The 25,390-nt window shown below is 59.6% G+C and carries 26 protein-coding genes and 1 tRNA gene; 13 read left to right on the top strand and 14 right to left on the bottom strand.

Annotated elements, in window-relative coordinates:
* Positions 1-5 precede the first annotated feature (5 nt).
* The 4 genes from AB4O08_RS26630 (at position 6) to AB4O08_RS26615 (ending at position 4,797) form a co-directional block, all read left to right on the top strand.
* A complete protein-coding gene (locus tag AB4O08_RS26630; RefSeq protein ID WP_460114531.1) occupies positions 6-932 on the top strand; it encodes a 4-hydroxyproline epimerase in 927 nt (308 codons plus the stop codon).
* 42 nt (positions 933-974) lie between these two features.
* A complete protein-coding gene (locus tag AB4O08_RS26625; RefSeq protein WP_010210276.1) occupies positions 975-1,922 on the top strand; it encodes a dihydrodipicolinate synthase family protein in 948 nt (315 codons plus the stop codon).
* A 61-nt stretch (positions 1,923-1,983) separates the two neighbouring features.
* Positions 1,984-3,555: an aldehyde dehydrogenase (NADP(+)) gene (locus tag AB4O08_RS26620; protein WP_460114530.1), complete on the top strand. Its 1,572-nt coding sequence runs from the start codon at positions 1,984-1,986 to the stop codon at positions 3,553-3,555.
* A 3-nt stretch (positions 3,556-3,558) separates the two neighbouring features.
* A complete protein-coding gene (locus AB4O08_RS26615; RefSeq protein ID WP_460114529.1) occupies positions 3,559-4,797 on the top strand; it encodes an NAD(P)/FAD-dependent oxidoreductase in 1,239 nt (412 codons plus the stop codon).
* A 20-nt stretch (positions 4,798-4,817) separates the two neighbouring features.
* Here the strand turns inward: AB4O08_RS26615 and AB4O08_RS26610 are convergent, their stop codons facing one another.
* Together AB4O08_RS26610 and AB4O08_RS26605 are read right to left on the bottom strand one after the other, a co-directional pair.
* Complete coding sequence (locus tag AB4O08_RS26610) at positions 4,818-5,825, bottom strand: GlxA family transcriptional regulator (protein ID WP_074900581.1); 1,008 nt, start codon at positions 5,823-5,825, stop codon at positions 4,818-4,820.
* A 314-nt stretch (positions 5,826-6,139) separates the two neighbouring features.
* Positions 6,140-6,748: a LysE family translocator gene (locus AB4O08_RS26605; protein ID WP_010210272.1), complete on the bottom strand. Its 609-nt coding sequence runs from the start codon at positions 6,746-6,748 to the stop codon at positions 6,140-6,142.
* Positions 6,749-7,412: 664 nt separating this feature from the next.
* Here AB4O08_RS26605 and gcvA point away from each other — a divergent pair.
* From gcvA to AB4O08_RS26575, 6 genes are all read left to right on the top strand, one after another.
* A complete protein-coding gene (gene gcvA, locus AB4O08_RS26600) occupies positions 7,413-8,318 on the top strand; it encodes a transcriptional regulator GcvA (protein ID WP_021493078.1) in 906 nt (301 codons plus the stop codon).
* Positions 8,319-8,393: 75 nt separating this feature from the next.
* Positions 8,394-9,221: a DMT family transporter gene (locus AB4O08_RS26595; RefSeq protein WP_021493077.1), complete on the top strand. Its 828-nt coding sequence runs from the start codon at positions 8,394-8,396 to the stop codon at positions 9,219-9,221.
* A 30-nt stretch (positions 9,222-9,251) separates the two neighbouring features.
* Complete coding sequence (locus AB4O08_RS26590; protein ID WP_010210261.1) at positions 9,252-10,013, top strand: SDR family oxidoreductase; 762 nt, start codon at positions 9,252-9,254, stop codon at positions 10,011-10,013.
* 100 nt (positions 10,014-10,113) lie between these two features.
* A complete protein-coding gene (locus AB4O08_RS26585) occupies positions 10,114-10,656 on the top strand; it encodes a hypothetical protein (RefSeq protein WP_010210259.1) in 543 nt (180 codons plus the stop codon).
* A 34-nt stretch (positions 10,657-10,690) separates the two neighbouring features.
* A complete protein-coding gene (locus AB4O08_RS26580; protein ID WP_460114528.1) occupies positions 10,691-10,945 on the top strand; it encodes a hypothetical protein in 255 nt (84 codons plus the stop codon).
* A 37-nt stretch (positions 10,946-10,982) separates the two neighbouring features.
* Positions 10,983-11,216: a hypothetical protein gene (locus AB4O08_RS26575; protein WP_021493073.1), complete on the top strand. Its 234-nt coding sequence runs from the start codon at positions 10,983-10,985 to the stop codon at positions 11,214-11,216.
* A 535-nt stretch (positions 11,217-11,751) separates the two neighbouring features.
* Here AB4O08_RS26575 and AB4O08_RS26570 read toward each other — a convergent pair.
* The 5 genes from AB4O08_RS26570 to pvdQ form a co-directional block, all read right to left on the bottom strand.
* The gene (locus tag AB4O08_RS26570) at positions 11,752-12,693 is read right to left on the bottom strand and encodes a hypothetical protein (protein WP_460114527.1); all 942 of its coding nucleotides are present in this window, start codon (positions 12,691-12,693) and stop codon (positions 11,752-11,754) included.
* Between the two features lie 166 nt (positions 12,694-12,859).
* A complete protein-coding gene (locus AB4O08_RS26565; protein WP_460114526.1) occupies positions 12,860-13,447 on the bottom strand; it encodes a Swt1 family HEPN domain-containing protein in 588 nt (195 codons plus the stop codon).
* Complete coding sequence (locus AB4O08_RS26560; RefSeq protein ID WP_460114525.1) at positions 13,440-14,060, bottom strand: DUF5343 domain-containing protein; 621 nt, start codon at positions 14,058-14,060, stop codon at positions 13,440-13,442. The genes AB4O08_RS26565 and AB4O08_RS26560 overlap by 8 nt, the downstream gene beginning before the upstream one ends.
* Before the next feature lie 372 nt (positions 14,061-14,432).
* Positions 14,433-14,506, bottom strand: a tRNA-Cys gene (locus AB4O08_RS26555).
* Positions 14,507-14,718: 212 nt separating this feature from the next.
* Entirely contained in the window at positions 14,719-17,004 is a 2,286-nt protein-coding gene (gene pvdQ / locus AB4O08_RS26550) for a bifunctional acylase PvdQ (protein ID WP_198832330.1), read from the bottom strand.
* Positions 17,005-17,241: 237 nt separating this feature from the next.
* Here pvdQ and AB4O08_RS26545 point away from each other — a divergent pair, with 237 nt between their 5' ends.
* On the top strand, positions 17,242-17,622 hold the full coding sequence (locus tag AB4O08_RS26545) for a hypothetical protein (protein ID WP_010210251.1): 381 nt from the start codon (positions 17,242-17,244) through the stop codon (positions 17,620-17,622).
* A gap of 6 nt (positions 17,623-17,628) precedes the next feature.
* Here the strand turns inward: AB4O08_RS26545 and AB4O08_RS26540 are convergent, their stop codons facing one another.
* The 6 genes from AB4O08_RS26540 to AB4O08_RS26515 all read right to left on the bottom strand — a co-directional run bounded on the left by AB4O08_RS26540 (position 17,629) and on the right by AB4O08_RS26515 (position 22,329).
* On the bottom strand, positions 17,629-17,817 hold the full coding sequence (locus tag AB4O08_RS26540; protein WP_010210250.1) for a hypothetical protein: 189 nt from the start codon (positions 17,815-17,817) through the stop codon (positions 17,629-17,631).
* A 111-nt stretch (positions 17,818-17,928) separates the two neighbouring features.
* On the bottom strand, positions 17,929-18,690 hold the full coding sequence (locus AB4O08_RS26535) for an ABC transporter permease (RefSeq protein ID WP_010210249.1): 762 nt from the start codon (positions 18,688-18,690) through the stop codon (positions 17,929-17,931).
* Positions 18,687-19,886 carry an ABC transporter substrate-binding protein gene (locus tag AB4O08_RS26530; protein ID WP_010210248.1) on the bottom strand — a complete coding sequence of 400 codons (1,200 nt, stop codon included), beginning with the start codon at positions 19,884-19,886 and terminating at the stop codon, positions 18,687-18,689. The genes AB4O08_RS26535 and AB4O08_RS26530 overlap by 4 nt, the downstream gene beginning before the upstream one ends.
* Entirely contained in the window at positions 19,873-20,676 is an 804-nt protein-coding gene (locus AB4O08_RS26525) for an ABC transporter ATP-binding protein (protein ID WP_198580892.1), read from the bottom strand. Before AB4O08_RS26525 ends, AB4O08_RS26530 begins: the two co-directional genes overlap by 14 nt.
* Positions 20,673-21,734, bottom strand: coding sequence for an acyl-CoA dehydrogenase family protein (locus tag AB4O08_RS26520; RefSeq protein WP_460114524.1), 1,062 nt, complete (start codon positions 21,732-21,734; stop codon positions 20,673-20,675). Before AB4O08_RS26520 ends, AB4O08_RS26525 begins: the two co-directional genes overlap by 4 nt.
* A 34-nt stretch (positions 21,735-21,768) precedes the next feature.
* Positions 21,769-22,329, bottom strand: a complete 561-nt coding sequence (locus AB4O08_RS26515; RefSeq protein ID WP_042572298.1) for a carboxymuconolactone decarboxylase family protein — start codon at positions 22,327-22,329, stop codon at positions 21,769-21,771.
* A gap of 102 nt (positions 22,330-22,431) precedes the next feature.
* Here AB4O08_RS26515 and AB4O08_RS26510 point away from each other — a divergent pair, with 102 nt between their 5' ends.
* Entirely contained in the window at positions 22,432-23,337 is a 906-nt protein-coding gene (locus AB4O08_RS26510; protein ID WP_021493047.1) for an AraC family transcriptional regulator, read from the top strand.
* On the opposite strand, the gene AB4O08_RS26505 is transcribed toward AB4O08_RS26510, so the two are convergent.
* A complete protein-coding gene (locus AB4O08_RS26505) occupies positions 23,334-24,245 on the bottom strand; it encodes a LysR family transcriptional regulator (RefSeq protein ID WP_042572296.1) in 912 nt (303 codons plus the stop codon). The genes AB4O08_RS26510 and AB4O08_RS26505 overlap by 4 nt on opposite strands.
* Positions 24,246-24,362: 117 nt before the next feature.
* Between AB4O08_RS26505 and AB4O08_RS26500 the strand changes: the two genes are divergently transcribed.
* On the top strand, positions 24,363-25,358 hold the full coding sequence (locus AB4O08_RS26500) for an aldo/keto reductase (protein ID WP_021493044.1): 996 nt from the start codon (positions 24,363-24,365) through the stop codon (positions 25,356-25,358).
* The last annotated feature ends 32 nt before the right edge of the window (positions 25,359-25,390 follow it).

The raw sequence follows: 25,390 nt of genomic DNA, 5'->3' as shown, positions 1-25,390 counted from the left end.
ATTTTATGAAGCGACTGCATGTGATCGACTCCCACACCGGCGGCGAACCGACGCGCCTGGTCATGAGCGGTTTCCCGGCGCTGAGCGGCGCCACGATTGCCGATCAATTGCACAGCCTGCGCACCGAGCATGATCAATGGCGCCGCGCCTGCCTGCTGGAGCCGCGTGGCAATGACGTACTGGTCGGCGCGCTGTATTGCGAACCCGTCACGCCGGGCGCGATCTGCGGTGTGATCTTCTTCAACAACGCCGGTTACCTCGGCATGTGCGGCCACGGCACCATCGGCCTGGTCGCGTCGCTGCACCACTTGGGACGCATCCAGCCCGGCGTGCACACCATCGACACACCCGTCGGCCCGGTTGCCGCAACGCTGCACGAAGACGGCGCCGTGACCCTGCGCAATGTGCCCGCCTATCGCCTGCACCAACAGGTGCCGGTGGAGGTGCCCGGCCACGGCGTGGTCTACGGCGATATCGCCTGGGGCGGCAACTGGTTTTTCCTGGTGTCGGACCATGGCCAACGCCTGCAGATGGACAACGTGGATGCGCTCACCGACTACACCTGGGCGATGCTCAAGGCCCTGGAAGATCAAGGCATTCACGGTGCAGACGGCGCACTGATCGACCACATCGAGTTGTTCGCCGATGACGACCGGGCCGACAGCCGCAACTTCGTCATGTGCCCCGGCAAGGCCTACGACCGCTCGCCCTGTGGCACCGGTACCAGCGCCAAACTGGCCTGTCTGGCCGCCGATGGCACACTCAAGCCCGGCGAAACCTGGACCCAAGCCAGCATCACCGGCAGCCAATTCGAAGGCCACTATGAGTGGGACGGCGAGCGCGTACGCCCCTTCATCACTGGCAACGCGTACATGACCGCCGACAGCACCTTGCTGATCGACGAGCGCGACCCTTTTGCCTGGGGCATCTGAGCCCTCCCCTGTTTGTACTGAACGTTCCAAGGAGCTAGAACAATGAGCGACAACATCTTCACCGGCTGCATCCCCGCCCTGATGACCCCGTGCACCGCTGAGCGCAAGCCGGACTTCGACGCCCTGGTCGCCAAGGGCCGCGAGTTGATCGATATCGGCATGAGCGCCGTGGTGTACTGCGGTTCCATGGGCGACTGGCCGTTGCTCACCGAGGCCGAACGTCAGGAAGGCGTGGCACGTCTGGTGGCCGCCGGTGTACCGACCATCGTCGGCACCGGTGCAGTCAACAGCCGCGAAGCCGTGGCCCATGCCGCCCACGCCGCCAAGGTCGGCGCCCATGGCCTGATGGTGATTCCTCGCGTGCTGTCCCGTGGTGCATCCGCCACCGCACAAAAGGCGCACTTCTCGGCGATCCTCAAGGCCGCGCCAGACCTGCCGGCAGTGATCTACAACAGCCCCTACTACGGCTTCGCCACCCGCGCCGACCTGTTCTTCGAACTGCGCCGCGAACACCCGAACCTGATCGGTTTCAAGGAGTTCGGCGGCGGTGCCGACCTGCGCTACGCCGCCGAACACATCACCTCCCAGGACGATAATGTGACCTTGATGGTCGGCGTGGACACCCAGGTGGTACACGGTTTCGTCAACTGCAACGCCACCGGCGCCATCACCGGCATCGGTAACGCCTTGCCACGGGAAGTGCTGCAACTGGTGGCATTGAGCAAAAAGGCCGCCAAGGGCGATGCCAAGGCCCGTCGCCAGGCCCGTGAGCTGGAGGCTGCGCTGGCGGTGCTGTCGTCCTTCGATGAAGGCTGCGACCTGGTGCTGTATTACAAGCATTTGATGGTGCTGAACGGCGACCAGGGCTATGCCCTGCACTTCAACGAGACCGACGTACTCAGCGAGGCGCAACGCCGTTACGCCGAACACCAGTACGCGCTGTTCCGCCAGTGGTACGCCAACTGGTCGGCGGAACAGAACGTCGCCTGATTCCCTTGCGCGCCGCTGCGGTTCTCGCAGCGGCCACCCTCATTTCTACCAGGACGATCCCATGACTCTGACGGGCAAGATGCTGATCGGTCAGCACGCCACTACCGGCAATCGCGAGGCGATCCGGGCGGTTAACCCCGCAACCGATACCCCCATGGAACCGGCCTATCCGGGCGGCGACCGCGAACATGTCGCCCAGGCTTGCGCCTTGGCGTGGGCGGCGTTTGATGGGTACCGCGAAACCTCGCTGGAAGCTCGGGCCGCCTTCCTTGAAGCCATCGCCGCGCACATTGAAGCCCTGGGTGATGAACTGATCGAGCGCGCCGTCGCCGAAACCGGCCTGCCACGTGCGCGTATCCAAGGCGAGCGCGGGCGCACTTGCGGCCAACTTCGCACCTTCGCCCGCACCGTACGCGCCGGGGAATGGCTGGATGTGCGGGTGGATCCTGCACAGCCGCAGCGCCAGCCTCTGCCTCGTCCAGACCTGCGCCAGCGCCATATTGCACTGGGCCCGGTGGCCGTGTTTGGTGCGAGCAACTTCCCCCTGGCCTTTTCCGTAGCGGGGGGCGATACCGCCTCCGCACTCGCCGCCGGTTGCCCGGTGGTGGTCAAGGCCCATGGCGCGCATCCGGGCACCAGTGAACTGGTGGGCCGGGCGGTGGCGCAGGCCATCCAGGCCTGTGGTTTACCCGAGGGTGTGTTTTCGTTGCTTTACGGTTCGGGCCGCGAAGTGGGGATTGCACTGGTCACCGATCCGCGGATCAAGGCGGTTGGCTTTACCGGCTCGCGCAGCGGTGGCGTGGCGTTGACACAGGCGGCGCAGGCACGGCCCGAACCGATTCCGGTGTATGCAGAAATGAGCTCGATCAACCCGGTGTACCTGTTTCCAGCCGCGTTGGCGGCGCGCGGCGAAGGGTTGGCGAAAGGCTTCGTGGGGTCGTTGACCCAGGGTGCCGGGCAGTTCTGCACCAACCCAGGCCTGGTGATTGGCGTACAAGGGCCTGCGCTGGATCGCTTCATCAGCACGGCCAGTGAGCAGCTGCCCACCTGTGCAGCGCAGACCATGCTGACCCCCGATATTTTCAAGGCCTACGATTCAGGCGTGACAGCACTGACTGAACACGCCAGGGTGGCGGCGAAGGGGTTGGCGGCACAAGGCCCCAACCAGGGCCAGGCTCACCTTTTCGTGACCCCGGCGAAGGATTTTTTAGCCAATGAACAGTTGCAGGCTGAAGTGTTCGGCGCAGCCTCATTGATAGTCCTTTGCGCCAGCAACGAAGAGATGCATCAGGTTTCCGAACACCTGGAAGGTCAACTCACCGCCACCCTGCATCTGGATGACGACGATTTGCCAAGCGCCAAAGCCCTGCTGCCGGTGCTTGAGCGCAAGGCCGGCCGCCTGTTGGTCAACGGCTGGCCGACGGGTGTGGAAGTCTGTGATGCCATGGTTCATGGCGGCCCATTCCCCGCCACGTCGGACTCACGTAGCACGTCGGTGGGCACGGCGGCGATCCAGCGGTTTTTGCGACCGGTGTGTTATCAGGACTTCCCCGATGCACTGCTGCCTGACGCGCTCCAGCACGGTAACCCTTTGCTGCTGCGGCGCCTGCTTGATGGCCAGAGGGAGGCGTAGGCCATGTCCGATCCCGATATCGTAGTGGTCGGCGCCGGTATCATCGGCGTCGCCTGCGCCCTGCAACTGGCACGCCAAGGCCAGCAAGTGTGGGTGGTCGACCAACAGGAACCCGGCATGGGCGCGTCGTATGGCAACGCCGGGCACCTGGCGACCGAACAGGTGTTCCCCATCGCCGACCTGTCGATCCTCAAGCGGTTGCCCGGCATGCTGCTGGACCCCATGGGCCCGCTGCGCCTGGATTGGAAATACCTGCCGCACGCCCTGCCCTGGTTCTTGCGCCTGCTGTTGAACCTGCGCCCGGCGAGCTATCAGCGCACCGTGGCGGGTATCCGCACGCTCAATGAAGGCAGCCTGGGGGCGTGGCAGCGCCTGCTGCACAGCATCGGGCATCCGCAGTTGCTGCGTGAGGACGGCTCGCTGCTGGTGTTTGAGCGCGCGGGTTCACGGGACGCCCTTAATGCCTTGCAGCAGCGCATGCAACAGCAGCAGGTGACGGTGGATTTCTGGTCTGGCGACGCCATTCGCCAAGCCGCACCGCAGTTGAGCGACAACCTCCAGGGCGGGCTGTTTTTCCCAGGTACCGGGCACTTTCTAGATCCCTACCACGTGGTCTGCGAACTGGTGCACGCGGCCAAGGCCAGTGGTGTGCAATTTCTTAAACGCCAGGTGCTGGATGGCCGCGTCGACGCGCACGGCGTCTCACTCACCACCGACCAGGGACCGCTGACCGCACGCCAGGTGTTGATCGCCTGTGGCGCCCACTCGGCCAGACTGACCGCCGCCCTGACCGGCAAAAAAGTCCCGCTGGACACCGAGCGCGGCTACCACCTGATGCTGCCCCATGAACACAATCGCCTGCCGTTTGCCGTCACCTCCCTGGAGCGCAAATTCATCATGACGCCCATGACCGACGGGCTGCGCCTGGCTGGCACGGTGGAATTCGCCGGCCTTGATCGCCCGGCGAATATGGCGCGCGCCTGGCAGTTGCACCGGTTGAGCAAGGGGTTGTTTCGCGAGGAGTTGAGTGCAGAAGGTGCAACGCCATGGATGGGGTTTCGGCCGTCGCTGCCGGATTCACTGCCGGTGATTGACCGGGTGTGTGACGGCAAGGTGCTGCTTGCGTTTGGGCATCAGCATTTGGGTTTGACCCAGGCGGCGGTGACGGCCGAGTGGGTTGGGGCGTTGGCGAGGACGGGCCAAGCACCGTCAGTGGCGCCCTATCGCCTGGATCGGTTCTGACATCGCTTGTAGCGAGCAGGCTACTTGACCAACCGTTTCTCCTTCGAGGGGCGATAGCCGAAGTATGAGCTATAGCACTTGCTGAAATGACTCGGCGAGACAAATCCACAGGCCACCAGCACTTCAACCTGTGACAGCTCGGTGTGCTGCAACAGGCGACGCGCTTCGGTCACGCGCAGTTCCATGTAGTAGCGCTGCGGCGTGGTGCCCAGTTGTTCCTTGAACAACCGCTCCAACTGGCGCCGGGACCGGCCCGCGTAGACGGCGAGCTGATCCAGTTCCAGGGGTTCTTCCAGGTTGGCGTCCATCAGTTTCACCACTTCACGCAGGGGCGCGCTGACGCTGACGTTTTCCGTGGGTTTGATGCGCCGGTAGCGGGATTCTTCAAAGGCCAGGATGTCTTCGATGCCTTCGACCAATGCCTTGCCATGCAAACCTTTGATCCAATCCAGCGCCATATGGAAGGCACCGGACGGGCTTGAGGCGGTGAGGCGGTCGCGGTCAATCACGTAGGGTTCGCTGGTGACGTGGGTCGCCTTGGACACTTCAGCCAGCGCCGGGCGATGTTCCGGGTGGATGGCGCAGCGGTAGCCTTGCAACAACCCGGCACGCCCGAGGAACCAGGCACCGTTCCACAGGCCGGCGAGGCTGATGCCCTGCTCGGCGGCGCCGCGCAGCAGATGGATGAAGTCTTCGCTGGCCTTGAGTTCCGTGCGAAAGCCGCCGCAGATCACCAGCAGCTCAAGGTCTTGCAGGGCCGCCACGTCGATACGCGCATCGGGGCGGATCACCAGGCCAAGGTCGCTGATGACTTCGCCATCGTCACAGCCGAAGGTACGCGAGGCAAACAGGTCGGGACGCAGCAGGTTGGCGGTGACAAAGGTGTCGAGGGTCTGGGTGAATGCGGGCAGGGAAAAATGTTCGAGCAACAGGAAGCCAACGCGGGCAACCGACGCGGGCTGTGAGGTTTCGTTGAGGTAGCGCAGGTTCTTGCCTTTCATGCCACCGCTGAATTGACGTCTTTCCATCGAGGGTTGGCCCACTCTTATTGTTGATGCAATGGGCGCCATCTTAGGGGCAAATGCGTTGGCTGTCTCAGGCACTGATCTTGAAAATAACCCAAACGATCAAAGCCCCCGGCTTAACGGGGCCAGAGGTATCTGATACGGTTTTTTCTTTACTATCTGCATCTGTATCGAAACGCCACCTGGGCGGACAATAGCGCCATCCCAACTCCCTTCCCTCTGGAGGCCTTATGACCAAGATGGCACTTTTCCTGTTCGGCTTTTTGGTGTTGACCATCGGCATCGGCCTGCTGGCGACCATCTCGCCGGTCTGACATTCAGCCGGCAAACAGCATCGGGTACAACGACAGCACCAGCAACCCCGCCATCGCCCCATTGAACATCCGCAACCAGCGCGGCTCACGCAACACATTGCGCAAGCCGCTGCCGCACCCGACCCACACACAGACGCTGGGTAGGTTGACGACGGCGAACACCAGGGCGATCACCAGCACATTGGTCACATAACCTTCGGCCGGCGTATAGGTCGTGATTGCCCCCAGCGCCATGATCCAGGCCTTGGGGTTCACCCACTGGAACGCCGCTGCACCGAGGAACGTCATCGGCTTGCCCTGCTCATCAGAACTGTCGGACATGCCGCCCGCCGTCGCAATCTTCCACGCCAGGTACAACAGATAGGCCGCGCCCACGTAGCGCAACACACTGTAGGCCCACGGAAATACCTTGAACACTTCGCCCAGCCCCAGGCCCACCGAAATCACCAGCAGCATGAAACCAATGCTGATCCCCAGGGCATGGGGCATCGATCGGCGAAACCCAAAGTTCACGCCCGACGCAAGTAACATGGTGTTATTGGGCCCCGGTGTGATCGAGGACACGAAGGCAAACAGCACAAAGGCTGATAACAGGCTGGTAGACATGAACATAACGCGGCATCCAAACACAGGGGTATGCCAGCGACAGTAGAGGGTTATGGCCTGCCCTGCCCCGTACAGCCACCTCACGATTGAGGCATACACTTTTTTTTGCCAAAGCTTTCACAAACCTTTCACAGACGGGGGCCTATGGTGAACCCAGCTCCTAACAAACATCCTTTTAGCCCGCGCTCCCCACGCGGGCTTTTCTTTGCCTGGGATTTCTCACGGCAAAAAAAAGAGGCAAGCCATTGCGCATGGCTTGCCTCCGGCTTCGGTTCCTTAGCGCGGACCGCCTCCTGGGCCAGGGCCACCGCCCTGACCATGTCCGCCACCATGCCCGCCGCCACCCCCCGGTGGCATGAATATCCAGCAGCCTGACAGGGTCGACAATAGCGCGACCACGACCGCCGCTTTGGTTAGATAACTCAACTTCATAACCACACTCTCTTACGTGACGAGATTGACTTCTCGCTGGGTAAGACAGCGCCAACTCAAGTGCGTCATGGCTATCGTGTAACCTGATGGTAGGGTTTGTAAGCCCGGCGGTACAAGGTGCCGTCAGTTCTGCGGCCGCTGCCAGGCTGTCCGGCTTTAATGAGAGCACACCTTTCAATTAGCATGAGCGTCCACTCATGGAAAAACTGATTGCCAGAAGGCTCGCCGGGACCCACCAATGAGAGATCTCCCCCCCACTGCCACGCTTCGCGCGTTCGAAGTCGCGACCCGACATGCGACGTTCACTTCAGCCTCAGAAGAGTTGCATGTGACCCAGAGCGCCGTCAGCCATCAACTCAAACACCTTGAGGACCTCTGGGGGTTACAACTCTTCCAGCGCGGCAAATCTTTGCGGTTGACCCCAGCCGGCGCCGCACTGGCGCCCATCGTGCGCGAGTTTTTCGTGAACCTGGAAACCACATTGACGGACCTTAGAGAACAAAAAGGCCGGGTTCGGCTCAAGGTCAGCACCACCTATTCTTTCGCTCTGAAATGGTTGCTGCCCCGGTTGCCAGGCCTGTCGCAGCAGCACCCGGAAATTCTGATCACGCTGGAAACCAGTGACAAAGCGATCAACTTTTCCAGCGCGGATTCAGATGTGGCAATTCGTCTGGGCAACGGTCATTACCCGGCCTTGCATTCGGAGTTCATGCTCAGGGAGCAAATTTTCCCGGTGGCCAGCCCTGACCTGCTTAACCGTTTTGGCGCCCCGCACGAGCCCGCCGAATTGTTGCGTTACCCGCTACTGATGCGTGACGGCGCAGACCTGGTGCCCAAGTGGGAAGCCTGGTTCGAGCACGTCGGCGTGAGCGTTGCGGCACTCAAGGAAAGCGTCAGGTTTGCTGACACCAACATGACCATAGAAGCGGCCTTGCTGGGTCAGGGCATCGCCTTGGCGCGTAGCGGCCACGTGGAGGCCGAAATCAACGATGGCAGCCTCGTGAGGTTGTTCGATGTGCCGTTTGCCTCACCGGTCGCCTATTTCTTTGTCTGCCCCAAAGGGATCGAAACCCAGCCTCACATCGTCAGCTTTCGCAACTGGCTGCTGGCGGAGTCGACTCAGGCCCAACAACACTATCGTTGACAGCATGAGCAATGACTCATGCCACGATGAAGGGACTTCGCTGTTGTCCAACCGCCAGCTTGCTTAACATGACGCATGCCCTTTCCTATCGTAATACTCGTCCTCTTCGCCGCCCTCTTGCACGCCAGCTGGAACGCGCTGTTGCGTGTCGGCGCCGACAGGCTTTGGTCGATGACCGTGATGTGTCTGTCGGTTGCCCTCGTCAGCATTGGCGTTGCGCTGTACCTTCCAGCGCCCGCCGCCGCCAGTTGGCCTTACGCCGCACTCTCGGGTGTCTTGCACGTCGGTTATAACCTGTTCCTGGTGCGCAGCTACAAAGTGGGTGATCTCGGGCAAACCTACCCGATCGCCCGCGGCTCCTCGCCCATTTTGATCACATTGTTCGCCTTGGCATTTGCTGGCGAAACCCTCAGCACCAGCGCCCTGTTCGGCATTGCGCTGGTGTCGGGCGGCATTATTTCACTGGCCTTCAGGCAACGCAGGCTCGCGGTCCCCAGCTTGCCTTACGCCTTGGGCACGGGATTTTTCATCGCAGCCTACAGCGTGACCGACGGCGTAGGCGCACGACTCTCCGGTGCACCGATGGCCTATACCGCGTGGATGTGCGCCCTCTGGGGCGTACTGATGCCACTGGTTTACATGGGCCTGCGCGGTGCCCGCAGCCTGTTTGCCCCGCGCCCGGGGCTCATCCCCGCCTTGATGGGTGGGCTGGTCTCACTGCTGGCCTACGGCATTGTGATCTACGCCATGTCTGAATCGCCGATGGGCTCGGTTTCCGCCTTGCGCGAGACCAGCGTACTGTTTGCGGCATTAATCGGTTATTTCTTCCTGGGCGAGGCACTGACTGTCCGCAAAGTCCTGGCGTGCGCGGTAATTGCCGCCGGCACGATGCTCATCGGCTAGATTCACCTCCCTCACAAAAAGGTTCAAGACATGGCTACCGGCTCTTCAGCTCCCCTGATTCTGATCACCGGCGGAAGCCGGGGTGTAGGCGCGGCAACGGCGCGGCTCGCGGCGGCGCAAGGCTACGACGTCGCCATCAGCTACATCAACAATGAGGCCGCCGCACTCGGCGTGGTGGCTGACGTGCAAGCGCTCGGACGACGCGCCTTGGCCATACGCGCCGACAGTGCCGACCCGGAACAGGTCGCGCATCTGTTCCGAGCCATCGACGAGACGTTCGGCCGCATCGACGTTCTGGTCAACAACGCCGCAATCATCGCGCTTCAATCGCGTTTTGAAGACCTCGACGTTGCGCGCATGCAACGCATCTTCGCGATCAATGCCATCGGCCCGATGCTCTGCGCGCAACAAGCCGTGAAGCGCATGTCGTTTCGACACAGCGGCAACGGCGGCAGCGTGATTAACGTCTCCTCGGGCGCCGCGCGGTTGGGCAGCCCCAACGAGTACGTCGACTATGCAGCGTCGAAGGGAGCACTGGAAACCTTCACCATCGGGCTGTCCAAGGAAGTCGCGCGCGAAGGCATCCGCGTCAATTGCGTTCGCCCAGGGCATATCTACACCGAAATGCACGCCAGCGGCGGAGAACCGGGTCGCGTGGACCGCGTCAAGGACAGCATTCCAATGGGCCGCGGCGGCGAGCCCGAAGAAGTCGCGCGGGCTGTGCTGTGGTTGGCGGGCGCGGAGGCGTCGTTTATTACCGGGACTTTTCTGGATGTAACTGGGGGCAAGTAAGGCATTTACACACGCGTGACCGGGAAGCCACACTGCCTCGCCAAGCAGCCAGCCAGAATAACTGCTGATCAATTTTCCAAGTAAAAAAACGGGAACCCTGATGGGAATTAAAGTCGCGACGCTAAAGGGAATTTGCTTGCTGACGATGGCAGCCACAGGATTCGACGCGCTTGCCGGAACGTCGGAACAGCGCTATCTGTGTAAGGCGCAAGAAACACTATTATTCGGATGCGACTCCGGGCCGAAGATGATCTCGATTTGCGCATCGCAAGGGTTCTCAGCGACAACCGGCTATGTGCAATACCGCTTTGGCACGCCCGGCAAAATCGAATTGACCTACCCCGAAACACCCAGCCCACCGAAGGGTCACTTCTGGCTCAGCTCCACGAGCTACTCAGGTGGCGGCGAGGCACATCTGCGCTTTACCAATCATGGGGTAACCTACGCGGTTTTCGACCGTATGGTGCGCACAAACTTTACCCCCGGAGAACCCAACGACCCCGAGATGAGCGAGGGAATAGTCGTGCGTCCGCAGGGAAAGAAAGCCACACGTCGACTCTGTACCTCTTCCGAAGGCGGGATTCGCCAGCAGGCTTACACAACCCTAGAGCGTGAAGACTTCGACGACAATCTCGTTCCGTAAGCGGGCGCTTGAACTGAAACGGCAGGCAGCATAAATGGATGAATTGATAAAAGGCCTCGACGGGCCCAGGACTGCTCAGCAGGAATTGTTTTACGACCTGGAGGATGCAGCGGCGGTGATTGGCTGGTCGGTGGTTGAGCTGACCACCTTGGCCGCCAGCGGCAAGACGCCGGATGAGGCGGCAGCATTGATGAAAGTCTGCGCGTTGCTGGCGGTGCAGCAGGAGAAAATTGGGGCGTATGCAGCAGAGGTTAAAGACCAGAGGATCGTCAGGGCCGAGGTCGGTTAAATACGCTGATTAACAGCGTCAAAAAAGGAATGTCCGAATGCCATTTTCATTGGAAGAAAGAACAGCGCTGCTTGCCCTCAAGGGCGTAGGCCCCACCGTTGTGACTCGTTTGGAGCAGATGGGGATCGATTCGATGGATGTCCTGGGGAAAGCGGATGTCAGTGACATCCTGGCGCAGGCATCGGCGGCATTAGGGTCGACATGTTGGAAAAACAGTCCGCAGGCGCGAGCGGCGATAACGTCGGCGGTGGAGCTAGCGAAAAAGTCGTGAGAGCACGTTCGGCGTGGCGCAGATAACGGAGAGTGCAGTGCTTATTGTTAACGCGGGACTTGATGAGCGGGTTCCGACGAGCTGAATCGCCCTAGGATTTCTAGACTCATCGCGAGTGTCTGCCTCTGGCCGATTTTTGCCGTTTGTGACGGGCAGCAATCGGCCGATTCTGTTGAAAAAGTCGGCCTCGGTTTCCAGGGCAGAAAAGTACGCGTCGTAGATTGAAATCCTAACTTTCGGCAGTGGCTTCCTAGCTCAGATTTCACGTAGCAGCGCGCAGACAAGGCGTTTTCACGAGTCAATACGCGGGTGGTTCGAGCAAACCGACTTTTTCAACACAATCGGCCAAAAGCAGTCATTCGATGCCTGCAAAGCTATGAGCGACGCAAGAACGGTTTTCCCCTACTAGGCGCACTGTGGACTTCAAAAAGTCGAACTGGTACAGCCCACCTTTCTCTCGTAACCACTCTCCCGGTCCAGCGCGATCGGCTTCAAACAAACGTGGTTCCACCCAAAGAAGGTGGTTCTGATGTCTTCAAAATGCCTTTGTGATTCCGAATATTAAATTCCTCATATGATCGTCAATTTTTTCGTTTGTACTTTCGAATAGTTTGTATGTTTCAGGCTGGGTAATTACTTTGGTATATATTTTTCGTGCAATAACGTCACAATGCCCTGCTGTTTCTATAAGTCCCACTAACTCTCTTGGCTGGATTATGTCTCCATGCACGGTTTTGGATCGAACACCATACGCTTTTTTGGTTTTTGTGAATATTTCTAATCTTTCATGAGGGTCGTTTGTCATTGAAAACGCGATGCGTTCTGAAAGTTGATGCGATAACTCCATAGTGTTAGTGCTAAAAAGCGATTCAAAGAAAGAGCAGTAAGTGGCGATTTTTATTGCAAGGTCGCGCGCGGAACGTGCCATCTGCAGATGGTAGGTGGAGATATTAATTCTGCCTGTGGTCTTTTGCAGAACTGTTCGGGGTAGATCGTCTTGTTCTTTTAAACCTCTGAAATACTTGTCTGAAATATCACATACACGCTCAAGGTCATGCTGACTTATCGTTGTAACACCTTTATCTCCATTCGCGAAAGAGTAATGGAAGTTCAAGGTGTTACTATGCATGCCGTCACTGTCCAAACCAATAGCAAATCCCGTATCACAATTTACACTAGAGTCGCGATACATCCAGAGCGAGAGTAAGAAACCATGTGCACCTCTAAGTAAGTTTATTACTTCTATATGCGCCCCCTCTTCGACAAGTACAGATCCAGTTTTATAAATTACCGGCCTGCCACTGGTCAGGAAATTGTATTCGAGCAGGCCTAGAACAGGTATGTGCTGAGGAGGGATTAGAGATTTTACATATTTTGCATTATTTGTGATGAATGTGTCGTCTGCTACCTTTATAGGTCGAACCAGTGTTTGTGAGATTTGGAGATCTGTTAGTCCGACGATATAAAGAAATTTCACGGTGTGCCCTATTTTGATAGTGAATTAGTGGTTGGCAGGCAGTAATAGGACAGAAACTTTCCTCCGGCAACGGCAGAGGTCAAAGCAAAGCTACTCTCAACGGACGACTACCTAGATGTAGCCTTTTATAACTTGTTTGTGCACTTTTAAAAATCGAGACACAGGATTAAAGCCCGATAACTTTATTCCAGTCGGCTATATACATGTAGATTCGTTGGAATTCACTAGGTAGCAGCATGCGATTATGGGCTATAAAGTTCCTTGATTTTTCCAATTCGTCCATTCTCTGCTTCAACCAGTGTTGGGAAGGCATTAGGGCTTCAAAATAACTCCATTTTTCTAGAATAATTGAAGATAACTGCCCAAAATCAACGAATCCTAGGATGTCTGTTTTTTCTCCTTCTAGCCAAGAATCGGTAAGTGCAGTATTTTGCCTGGATGTGGCGTGCTGGCGTACTTTCGAGGGCAGTTTATCTGCCCAGTCTGGGCCTTCTTTTTCTTCCAGAGTCTCACTAATCAACGAGCGAACTTCGTTTTCAAAGCAATGCAGAATCGCATATAATCTCGCCATTTCTAATGCATTGTTTCTTCTGGATATACCGAAAACAGAAAGGCCTTCGGATAACAGTCTTTGTTCTGCGTCTCCTTGATCGGCACCGACCTGTATGCCAGCCGATTGGAATTGGCTAGCTTCAGACTCAAACATGATTCCCCGGAACATAAAATCACGCAGATCTTTCTTAAGGTCAGTCAAGCAGATGCTCCTTTAGGGATTTAAAGATTGCGTTGAAAACCTCGATGTCTTTTGTCGCGGGCAGGTGGATCTGGATATTATAATGAAGTGAAGGTCGTGCAGACTTGTGTTGCTGTTCATTTTGTTGCATCGGCTGAGAATCCGCAATCTCCACCCGAACGTTTTCCTTTGCACTGCCACCTTGATTTGTAGCGATGGTTAAGTCAGCAAGCCCCAATAACGAATAAAACGTGTTTGCCATCATTTTTGCGGTGTTTGGGGAGGCATTGTGCGAGCTTTTGAATTTCCCCTCGATTAGGGCTCTATCATTTTGCGTTGGGTTGGCTTTGATATTGAATAAATCACCATAAGCATCTCTTAATGCTTCCGCCATCACACTTGCCGATTGTGCATTGTTGCGGTAGTCGTGGTATCTAGTTGTAGGAGAGCCATCGGGAGCTAGAAAACCCAAGGACTTTAATAGAGGAATAACAGCGCGATAGTTTGATGAGGTGTATCCCCAGTCTTTCAAGTGTTGAGAAGTGAACTTATCTGGAGCACCAGCTTCCCGTATGCGGCTGAAAAGATCAGGTAATTGTCCGTACACTTGCACATAAGAGTTAGTTAGCGCCACATCAGACTCCATTCTAAAGCAGTTATTATGATTTTCTCCCTCGATGCTACTATTTGGCCACTGGTCTGTCTATCACCCCAGTGCTACACCGACTCAGGTTCAGGTTGGATCTTGTTCCTCGACGTCACCGTCTGCTTTTGGCCGATTTCTGCCCGTTGCGACCGGCTGGAATTGGCCGTTAATGGACGCTCAGGTTGTTTAGTCTCAAGCACAATCCCACGTCCAATCGAGGAGAGGCATACCGATAGCGCGTCTCAGATTTCCCGACAAAAAGGTAGGGCTACGGAAGCGATCCGAAAAATTGCGGAAGCGATGCCCAAATCGCAGGCAATAAAAAACCCCGTAGACGTTAATCTACGGGGTTTCTAAGAGTGGAGGCCGAGGTCGGAATCGAACCGGCGTAGGCGGATTTGCAATCCGCTGCATAACCATTTTGCTACTCGGCCTCAAACGATCAATGTCCTGACTGCTGACACTCACCGCGTAAAAACTTGAGTGGACGGTAAAGCCCTGCCTCTACTCTAACTCATTGAATACATTGAAGTTTTTAATGCTTCGATGCGTTCGATGGGCGCCATTATGTACGTATTTGCCAATGCGTGCAACCCCTTGATTTCAAAAATATTTCGTATTGGCATCAAGGGGTTGCGTGGCTGCCCTACTCTTTGATGTGCAGGTGTTGGTACTGCGGGTCGGCCTTGATTTGGGCTTCGGTGAAGGGCAGCGGGCTGAGTTTTTTCTGGGAAAAGGCTTGGGTCTGGTCCTTGGCGTGTTTGGACGCTGGGTTGCTCGACTCGGAGAACGCGAGTACGCCTTGGGCATGGGGCCCCTGGTCGTCGAAGGTGACGATTTGCAGGTAGCTGGTGCCGCTGACGACTTCGCGCTTGCCGTCGTCGCGGGGTACGGTTTGCATGGCGTTGTAGATCCCCAGTTCCTGCGGCCCGCCGTGGATCGGGGTTTGGCCGGAGACTTGGAGGTCGCCCCAGGTGCTGTTGGCGGTCAGGCCGAGTTTGGCGACGTCGGCGGTGGACGCCAGCATGGCTTCGCGCAGGGCTTTGGCGACATCCGTGCGGTCGATGGCGAGGCCGCGTGGGGTGGTGAGGGGCTGAGCCGGGTCGAAGGCGACACGCCAGGCGTCGGGGATCTGCTGCAGGTGCTCCACCAGGTTGATGAAGTGCACCAGGCCGATGCCGCTGTCGAGGTTGGCGCGTTGGTCCCAGCTTTTCAGGCGGGCGCACAAGGGCTGCAGGGTGGTGGCGTCGGCATCGAGGTGTGTGGCGCAGAAGGCGAGCAGGTCCGGCATGACTTGGCCGGCCAGGTACACCTCGTTGTCCATCACCATGTTTTGCAGGTCGGTGACGCTGATCGGTTTATCCAGGGACTGCAGGCGCTGCAGGGCAAAACGCGCACGCGGGCCGAGGCCGATGTGGTCCTGGCTGATCACTGGGGAGAACCCGGTGAGCGGCGCCTTGGGGTTGGCCAGCCAGGCCGAGTCGTTGGAGTGCTGCACGAAGTCGGTACGTTGCAGCTGCGGCAACTGATCGGCCGGGAAGATGCCGGCCTGCGCGGCGCGCGGGTCGACGTCCCAGGCGCAGGCGCTGTGGGCGCCGTCGAGCATGATCATCTGCAGGCCGGCGCGTGGGTCGCTGCATTGCACGAGCTTGGCCGCGCTGACGTTGGGCACCACCGACTGGTTCATGTACAGGCTCTGGCCCTGGTCGTCGGCGGCCACGGTGTTGACCCATGGTATGCCTTGCAGGGTGTGCACCGAGGTTTTCAATTGGTCGAGGCTGCCGGCGCGGTTCATCGCGTACCACTGTTGCAGCACGCGGTCGTTGCCGAGGTTGGCGTCACGCAGGCTGAAGGCGTAGCGGTTGTCCCAGTCGAGTTTGCCCGGCCATTGCACCACCGGGCCGAATTGCGAGCTATAGACGGTGTGCGACTGCCCCTTGAGGCTGCCATCAGCTTGTTTGACCTGCACCGTCACCGTGGTTTTATCCATGGCAACGGATTTGCCATCGAGCATATAGCGCGTGGAATCCTTCGGGTCCAGGGTCAGGCGATACAGGGTGAAGTGTTTGGACGTGTCCACGGTGTGGGTCCACGCCACATGCTGGTTGAAGCCGATATTGATCACCGGCAACCCAGGCAGCGCGGCGCCCATGACATCCAGTTGGCCGGGGATGGTCAGGTGCATTTCATAAAAGCGCATGCCGCCCACCCACGGGAAGTGCGGGTTGGCCAGCAGCATGCCGCGTCCATTGAACGAGCGATCACGGCCCACCGCCACGGCGTTACTGCCGCGATCGAAGGCGAAGCGTTGCTGATTGGCGGTGGCCAGTTCAAAGGCCTGGGCGTTGGTCGCTACACCGGTGGTGGTTTGGGGCGGCGTCGCGCCGACCAGGGCTTCAGCGAATTGGCCGACACCACCTTCCACCAATAGCCTACGGGTCAGCTTGACCAAGTCTTCAGGCACCAGTGGCCGCACCCACGCGGCCTGGCACTGCGCCGGAGCGCCCTGCTCTTTCAGGTAGCGGTTGTAGCCGGCCACGTAACCTTCGATGCGCTGCTGGATCTGCGGGCTCTGCGCCTTCCAGAACGTGGCGACCGATTCCGGCGTATTCAACCACGTGAAGAAGACGTCACTGGCCAGGTTGTTTCGCGCTTCGAGGGTCACCTGCTCGGCGCCGAAGAACGTGGCGCGCTCGCCATTTACCGTGACCACTTCATTGGCCAGCAGGCACAGGTTGTCCTGGGCGTAGGCGTAGCCAATGCCGAAGCCCAGGCCACGCTCATCGTTGGCGCGGATATGCGGCACGCCGTAACTGGTGCGACGGATATCCGCCGAGGCTTGCGTCACCTGTTCCCGCGCCGAAGCGGCCAGGCTCAACCCCAGCAACACTCCGACCATACCTACCCTGGACAACCCATTGGAAATAATCACGCAGACTCCACCGTCAGATTTAACCGTCTCACAAGGGGTAATAACCCCACCGTAAGAACGCAAACCAGCGGGGATAATTTAGCGCGAGGGGGCGTTTATTTAAGGCGGCGCGAATGTGACAAAACCGATACCGACAAAATTTCTACATTCGGGACTTCATGATTTTGCTCGCTCGTTCGTCTTATTAACCAAGAGCGCTCATTTTTTCCTGATCAGGCTCTGATAAGGAGTTTTTGCATGTATAACCCGCAAGTGCCCACGGATGGACATTCACCGGCTGCCGAGACCCGTTTTGGCAACGGCGCACAAGCATTCGACAAATCGCCCGAACAGCAAGGCAATCAGCGCATCCGCCACCTGCTCAAGTGTTTTGGCTTGCGCACCAGTCTGATCCGGCTGAAGGTCATCGACGCCCTGCTCACCGCCGCCGACAACCAGCGCACCCTTGGGGTACGCGGTGTGCACAGCCATCTGCTTGAGCTGGGCATCCCATTGTCATTTCTCAGCGTGCGCGAGGTGCTCAAGCGCCTGTGCAGCGAGGGCGTGATCACCCTCAATGCGGATAAAACCTACACGCTCCATGAAGAGGCTGCCAAGGTGCTCGAAGGCCGGGCCTGACCCCCTTTAGAGCTTGACCTTGCGGCGCATGATGCCGTTGATCACCACCACGACCACTGCAACGGCAATGGCGATAGTCTGGAACGTCTTCTCACTGATGACCCCGGTGTTCTGCAAATAGGACAGGCCAAACATCGTCGCCAATACGGCCAGGGCAATCAGAATCGAATATTTCAAACGTTGCTTTTGTGTCATGACGGGTTCCTGAACCTGAAAAATGAAGCGCCGAACCTGCCCTGCCCCCCAGGGTAAACAGGTCCGACAGGCGCTCATGTTACAGGCGATGAAAAACTTTGGCTCGGCCAATCAGCCAGTGTGCACCCAACGCTGGTGCAGCCAGCGCGCCAAGGCATCCAGCGCAAAACCCAACAGCCCGATCAGCAACACCATCGCCATCAGCTCCGAGTAAGCCAGCCGATCACGGGTATCGAGAATGTAATAGCCCAGCCCGGCACTGACCCCAAGCATTTCGCAGGGCACCAGCACGATCCACAAAATGCCGATGGCCAGGCGTACGCCGGTCAGCACGTGCCCGACCACACCGGGAATGATCACCCGGCGCAAGGTTTCCCAGCGCGTCGCACTCAAGCTGCTGCTCAGTTGCAGCCAACGCGGGTCCAACTGGCGCACGCCGGCAGCGGTGTTGAGCATGATCGGCCAGACGGCGGCAAACGCCAGCAGGAAATAGATCGGCTGGTCCCCTACCCCCATCAGCATCACCACGATGGGCATCCATGACAGCGGCGAAATCATGCGCAGGAATTGAAAGGCCGGCGTGGTCGCCGCTTCCAGCTTGCGCGAACTGCCGACCACCAACCCCAGCGGAACACCCACCAGCAACGCCAGGAACAGCCCGACGAAGATGCGCTTGAGGCTCACCGCTATGTGCAGATACAGCTCACCGCGCCCCAGCAATTCCCACAAGCTCGTGAAGGTCGCGGCCACGGAAAAACGCGCAGACAACCCGTCAGTCGCGCCAAACACCTTCACCCCCAGCCACCAGAGCAACAACAACCCCGCCAGGCCACTCAGCCCGAGCAACCAGCCCGGGAGTTCACGGTTGTTCAAACGCCGATCTCCTCATGCCGCTCGTAGCCGTCCGGCAAACCAAAGGTCTTCATGCCGCCCACAGCCTCGATAGCGTTACGCACAAAGCGGTCGTCCACCAAGTCCTTGGCGACGAACGCCGGGTCCAGGTCGGCGAGGAATTTCTTGTCGCCCTCGATCAGCGTGTCCTTCAGGCGACGTACCAGCTCCTCGGTGTAGCTGGGGAATGGGTAAGGTTGGAAATCGATGCGGTGTTCATCCCAATTCCCGTGCTGGATAGCACCGTCGGCCAGGTAAGCTGCGCGGTCGCCGGCGGCCGGCGCCAGCACCTTGCTCAATACCGGCTCGGCATGCGGGGTGTAGCGGTTCGGGCCGTCCTTGGACAGCAGCTTCACCGCCTCTTCGCGGTTGTCGCGGGTCCAGACCTGCGCCTTGACGATGGCGTTCACGACTTTCTGCGACCACTGCGGACGATTGGCCAAGTCGTGTTCGTGCATGAACACCACGCAGCACGCATGGTTGCGCCACACATCGCCGGTAAAGCGCTGCACGCGGCCGACCTTGAGGTTTTCCGCCAGGGCATTGAACGGCTCGGCGACGATATAGCCGTCGATACGCTGGCTGGCCAGGGCCGGTGGCATGTCCGAAGGGGGCAACACAATCAGGTTGACCTCATTGGCCGCAATCACACTGCCCGCTGCCCGCGCCACGGGCGTGAGGCCGTTGTCGCGGAACAGCTGCTGCACCACCACGTTATGGATCGAATACCAGAACGGAATCGCCACCGATTTGCCGCCCAGTTGTTTCACGTCGGTAATGCCCGGCGCCACGGTCAAACCCGAACCACCCACGTGATTCCACGCCACGACCTTGGCCGGAACCTTGCTGCCGTAGCGCGCCCACACGGTCATCGGCGACAGCAGGTGAATCACATTGACCTGGCCCGAGATGAACGCCTCGATCACCTGCGCCCAACTGCGCAGCAGCACCGGGCGCTCGGCCTTGATGCCCTCGGCTTCGAACAGGCCGTTGTTGTGCGCCACCAGCAGCGGCGTGGCGTCGGTGATCGGCAGGTAGCCGATGCGTACCGGCGCGTCCGGCTCACTGGCTGCGCGGGCTTGCAAGCTGCTGAGCAGCGGTAAGGCGCCGGCTGCGCTGAGCACGGCGGAGAGTTTGAGAAAATCGCGGCGCGAGTGAGTCAGGTCATCCAGGCACATGGACAGGCTCCAGCAGATCAAGGGGGTTGGATTGAGGGCGGCTCGCCTGCCGTAAGGTTTTAAGGATGTCGATACGCAGCGCGCCAATGGCCTCCACCTGTTCTTCCCGTGGTTGCGGCAGGTCGATCAGCCACTCGCCTAACGTCCGCGCCGGGCGGTTACCCAGTAACAGGATGCGATCGGACAGCAGCAGCGCTTCGTCAATGTCATGGGTGATCAGCACGGCCGCCGAGCCTTGCTCGCGGTTGACCTTGAGCAACAGATGCTGCATGTCGGCGCGGGTCACTTCATCCAGGGCGCCAAAGGGCTCATCCAGCAACAGCACCTGGGGCTGGCGCGCCAGGCAACGGGCCAATGCAGTGCGTTGGGCCATGCCGCCGGACAGTTGCGCCGGGAACTGCTGGCGCGCGTGTTCCAGGCCGACAGCCGCGATGGCATGGTCGATTCGGCGGCGGCGCTCGTCATGATCCAGATGCGGCTGACGGGCGAAATCCAGGCCGAAGGCGACGTTCTTTTCCAGGTTCAGCCAGGGCAGCAGGCTCGGGTCCTGGAACGCTACCGCTACGCGCGGATGAGGGCCATTCAAGGGCTCGCCCAACACGCGCACACTGCCGCCCTGCGGTGCCTGCAGACCGGCAAGCACCCGCAACAGGCTGGACTTGCCCACACCGCTGGGGCCGAGGATCGACACCACTTCGCCTGGCTGCAAGTGCAGGTCAAAGCCCTGCAACACCGGCCCACTGGCATACCCCAGGCAAATCCCCTGGGCGCTTAATACGGCATGTGTCATAGGTTGGCCTGACGCTGCAGCTCAGTACGCAATTGCACCAGGCTTGGGGTCACGATCGGCACAAACGCCGACTCGCGCCACCGCCGCGCAAAACCACTGCCGTGCGCCGTGAGGTAGGCCTTGCCGCCGCTGGCTTGCAACTCCAATTGCACGGCGCTGGCGGCGGTCTCCGCCAGGGCGATGCGCAGCTTGAACAACGGCACCGGTTCGGCGGCAAAACGTCCGGCGCGCATACCGCTTTTCAAATCGCTGACCAACTGATCCAGGGTCGCGCGCAGGGTTTCCAGCTCTTCGCGAAGCACCGTGCGAGTCGCGCCCAAATGGTTGGCGACTTCCGCCAGGGAACGGCGCGTCAATCCGATGGACATCCCGCACTGCAAGCCCAGAAACGCCGGACGCACCGCTGGCAGGAATTTGCGTGCGTCTTCATGCAGCAACCAGTCGCGGCTCAGCTCCACGCCTTCCAGATCCAGTGCGGCCGTGTTGCTTGACTGCAAGCCGAGCAGATCCAGGTCGCCAGAACGCTGCAAGCCCGCCACCGAGTCAGGGATCGCCAGGATAAACGGCGCGCCACCCTCCGCCAGCTCGACGGCGGCCGCCGCGACAAAACCGCTCCTGCGCAGGTTGGTCACCCAATGCAGGCGGCCGTTGAGGGTCCAGCCATCGTTGAACGGTTCGGCGCTGATCTGCAAGGTCTCGATGCCCGACAAGAACTTCATCGCGTTGGATAGCCCCGTCGCCCCCGCCAGCTTGCCGCTGAGCAAATCCGGCAGCAGCTGTTCACGCAGCCGCGCATTCGGACTGTGGAGCAAATATTCGATAAACGAGCGCTGGCCCCAGCACACGAATGCCGCCGCCAGGGAATGACTGGCAACGTTGGCAATGGCTTCCACCGCCCCCGTCACATCGCCGCCCAGGCCGCCCAGTTGAGTCGGCACGCCGATACGCAATACGTTGGCCTCTGCCAGCCGTGGCAGCACTTCCTGTGGATCGCAACTGCCCACGTCCAAGGCTTGCGCCTGGACATCGAGCCAACGGCTCAAGATTGGGTCAAGCATTCCTGTTTCTCCTTTTGCAGCAGGTGGACCCACTTCAGCTTGCCGGTTTTTCCCAACGGTATTGCGCCAGCTCCGGGTTCAACGGGGTACGCGCAAACACGTTAGCGAAGTTGCACAGGGTGGCCAGGCTCACACCCAGGATAACCTCCAGGGCCTGGCCTTCGGTGTAACCGGCGGCGCGGAACGCTTCGAAGCCTGCGTCACTGACATCGCCACGGGTGGCGATCACTTCACGGGTGAACGCGGCGAGTGTCTCATAGCGGGCGTTGGGCAGTTCGCCGCGCTGGCGCAGGGCGTCGATGACCTCTTCAGGCAGTTTGGCTTTGTTACGCGCCACCGCAGTGTGGCCGGCCACGCAGAAATCGCAGCCGTGGGTGGTGGCGGCAATCAGTTGCACCACTTCGCGATCGGCCAGGCTCAATTCGGCCTTGGCGTTCAAGCCGGAAACGGTAATGTAGGTTTCCAATGCAGCCGGGGCATTGGCCAACACCGCAAGCAGATTAGGAATGAAGCCGGAGCCCTTCAGTGCATTTTCCAGAAAAGGCTTGGCCGCTTCAGGCGCAGTTTCAAGGGTGAGCAAGGGTACACGGGACATGGAGGTGTCTCCTGATGGGTTCGTGTACTAAGTCTGTTGGTTATAAAAAATCGCCTCAATAGTCTAAAGTAGCGATTACTTGCTCTTGAGTCTTTCCCTTAGATGAATTCGTCCAGTGCACTTGTCGATTGGTTATTAGACAGCCTTGAACTCGACACCAGCCTGTTCCATGTGGGTCGCTACTGCGGCGATTGGCATGCGAGCACCCATGGCCTGGCGAGCGCGAGTTTCCACCTGATCGTACAGGGCCGGTGCTGGCTGCATATCGACGGCGACACCACAGCCCATCGGCTGGACAACGGCGATGCGGTGTTCCTGTTGCGCGACTTGGAATATCGCCTCTCCGGCGAACCCACGGCGGCGGGCGCGCAGGAATGTCCCCGCGTGCCAATGGTGCCCCTGGACAGCGCCGCCAGCGATGGCGTCGGCCTGGTGTGTGGTTTTTTTCACTTCCAGTCCGGTTTGTCAGCGATGATCGTCGACACCCTGCCCGCGTGGATCATCTTGCGTGCGGGCGATCCCTCACTGACCGCCGCACGCAACCTGTTCGAACTGATCCTGCAAGAATGCGAGCGCTTGCCTGCGCCCTCTTCCGCGTTGCTTGAACGGCTTTGCCACCTGCTGTTTCTGTACGTCCTGCGCCAACAGGTGCTGGACAACAGCGCACTGGGTGGCCTGGCCGCGCTGGCGCGGCAGCCGGCGTTTGCCGACCTGCTGGAACAGTTGATCGCCCGCCCGGCCGATGCCTGGACCCTGGAAAGCATGGCCGCCTGCACCGGGTTGTCGCGCTCGGCGTTTTTCAAGCGCTTCAATGAACTGTGCGGACAATCGCCGGGGCAGGTGCTGTTGATGATGCGCATGCGCCATGCCTGCCAGTTGTTCAAGCAGAACCAGACGGTGGCGGATGTTGCAGTGGCGGTGGGTTATCAGTCGGTGGCGGCGTTTACCCGGGCGTTTCACAAAGTGACTGGGCAACAGCCTGGCGCTTATCGCAAGGCACAGGCTTAGCGCCGCAACCCGGTGCCGGGCGTGGCGCAGAGTTCGACCAGCCAGTCCACGAACACCCGTACGCGCAGGGACAGTTGACGATGCGGCGGGTAGAGGGCCGAGAGCGCCATTTTCGGTACCGCCAACCGTGGCAACACCTCCACTAACGTCCCCGCGGCCAGTTGGCGCATGGCGTGATAATGCGGCGCCTGGATCAAGCCGAACCCAGCCTCGCAGGCCGCGAAGTAGCCATCGGAACTGTTCACCGCCAGGCCCTTTGGCAGGTTGACGGTCTGCCATTCGCCACCCACCTCGAACTCCAGGCCAAACCGTTTGCCACTGGCGCTGGAGACGTACTCGACCATCTGATGGTTGGCCAGGTCTTCAAAAGACGTGGGAACACCCCTGCGCTGCAGGTAGCAGGGACTTGCCAGGGTCAGTTGATCCATCATTGCCAGAGGCCGCGCCACCAGCGATTCATCCAGGGCCAGGCCACCGCGCAGCACGCAGTCCACACCCTCGCGGATCAGGTCCACGGGGCGGTCATTGAGGCCAATCTCCAACTCGATCTGCGGATACCGCGCGGTGAAGTCCGGCAATGCCGGGATCACGATCAAACGGCCGATGCCCGAGGGCATATCCACGCTCAAAGTCCCACGTGGACTCTGGCGGCTGGTGGAAAACACCGCTTCAGTTTCCTCAAGGTCCGACAGCAATTGCACGCAGCGCTGGTAATACGCGGCCCCATCCAGTGTAGGGCTGACCTGCCGCGTGGTGCGTTGCAACAGCTGTACGCCAAGGTGCGCCTCCAATTGCTTGATCAGCACCGTCACCGAGGCGCGGGGCAGTTGCAGGCTGTCGGCAGCCTTGGCAAAGCCACGCAGTTCGACGATCCGGGTGAACACGCGCATCGCGTTGAAACGGTCCAAACGCCGGCTCCTTGAGCTGATTATTTAGAAATTACGAACAGTGTTAGCGCTTTTAGCCGGTTTATCCCGATTTTGTCCAGCGTGACAATGCAGGCCTTCTCAACAAGGAGTTCCCCCATGCACACTCGCCAACTCGGTAACAACGGTCCCCTCGTCTCCGCCATCGGCCTCGGCTGCATGGGCATGAGCGATTTCTATACCCCCGGCAGCGACACGCGGGAAGCCACTGCAACGCTGCACCGCGCCTTGGAACTGGGCGTCAGCTTTCTCGATACCGCCGATATGTACGGCCCTCACACCAATGAACAATTAATCGGCAAAGCCATCGCCGGCAAGCGTGACCAAGTGTTCCTGGCCAGCAAGTTCGGCATCGTGCGCGACCCGGCACACCCGGCAGCGCGTGGCGTGGATGGCCGGCCGGAGTACATCCGCGAAGCCATCAACGGCACCCTGCAGCGGCTCGGTGTGGAGACGCTGGATTTGTACTACCAACACCGTATCGACCCACAGGTTGCTATCGAAGAAACCGTTGGTGCCATGGCCGAGCTGGTGCAACAGGGCAAAGTGCGCTACCTGGGCTTGAGCGAAGCCTCGGCCGCCACCCTGGAGCGCGCCCACAAGGTGCACCCGATCAGCGCCCTGCAAAGCGAGTATTCGCTGTGGAGCCGCGACCAGGAACACAACGGCTGCCTCGCCGCCTGCCAACGCTTAGGCATTGCGTTTGTGCCCTACAGCCCGCTGGGCCGTGGTTTTCTGACCGGCGCACTGCAAAGCCCGGACGACTTCGGCGCCGATGACTACCGTCGCTTCAGCCCGCGCTTCCAGGGCGAAAACTTCGGCAGAAACCTGCAGTTGGTGAAGCAGGTACAGGCCTTGGCAGCCGACAAAGGTGTGAGCGCCGGGCAACTCGCGCTGGCCTGGGTATTGGCCCAGGGTGACTTCATCATTCCGATTCCCGGCACCAAGCAGCGTAAGTATCTGGAAGAGAATGTGGCAGCCCTCGCGATCAGCCTCAGCCCGGCCGAATTGGCAACGCTGGAGGCGATCTTCCCCGTTGAAGCGACCGCCGGCCTGCGCTACCCGGAAGCGGTGATGGCCATGCTGGATATCTGAACGAAGGAGCGCCCTCAACAGGCGCTCGCTTT

The organism is Pseudomonas sp. H3_E07, assembly GCF_054668895.1.
This window is presented reverse-complemented; position numbering and strand designations above follow the sequence as displayed.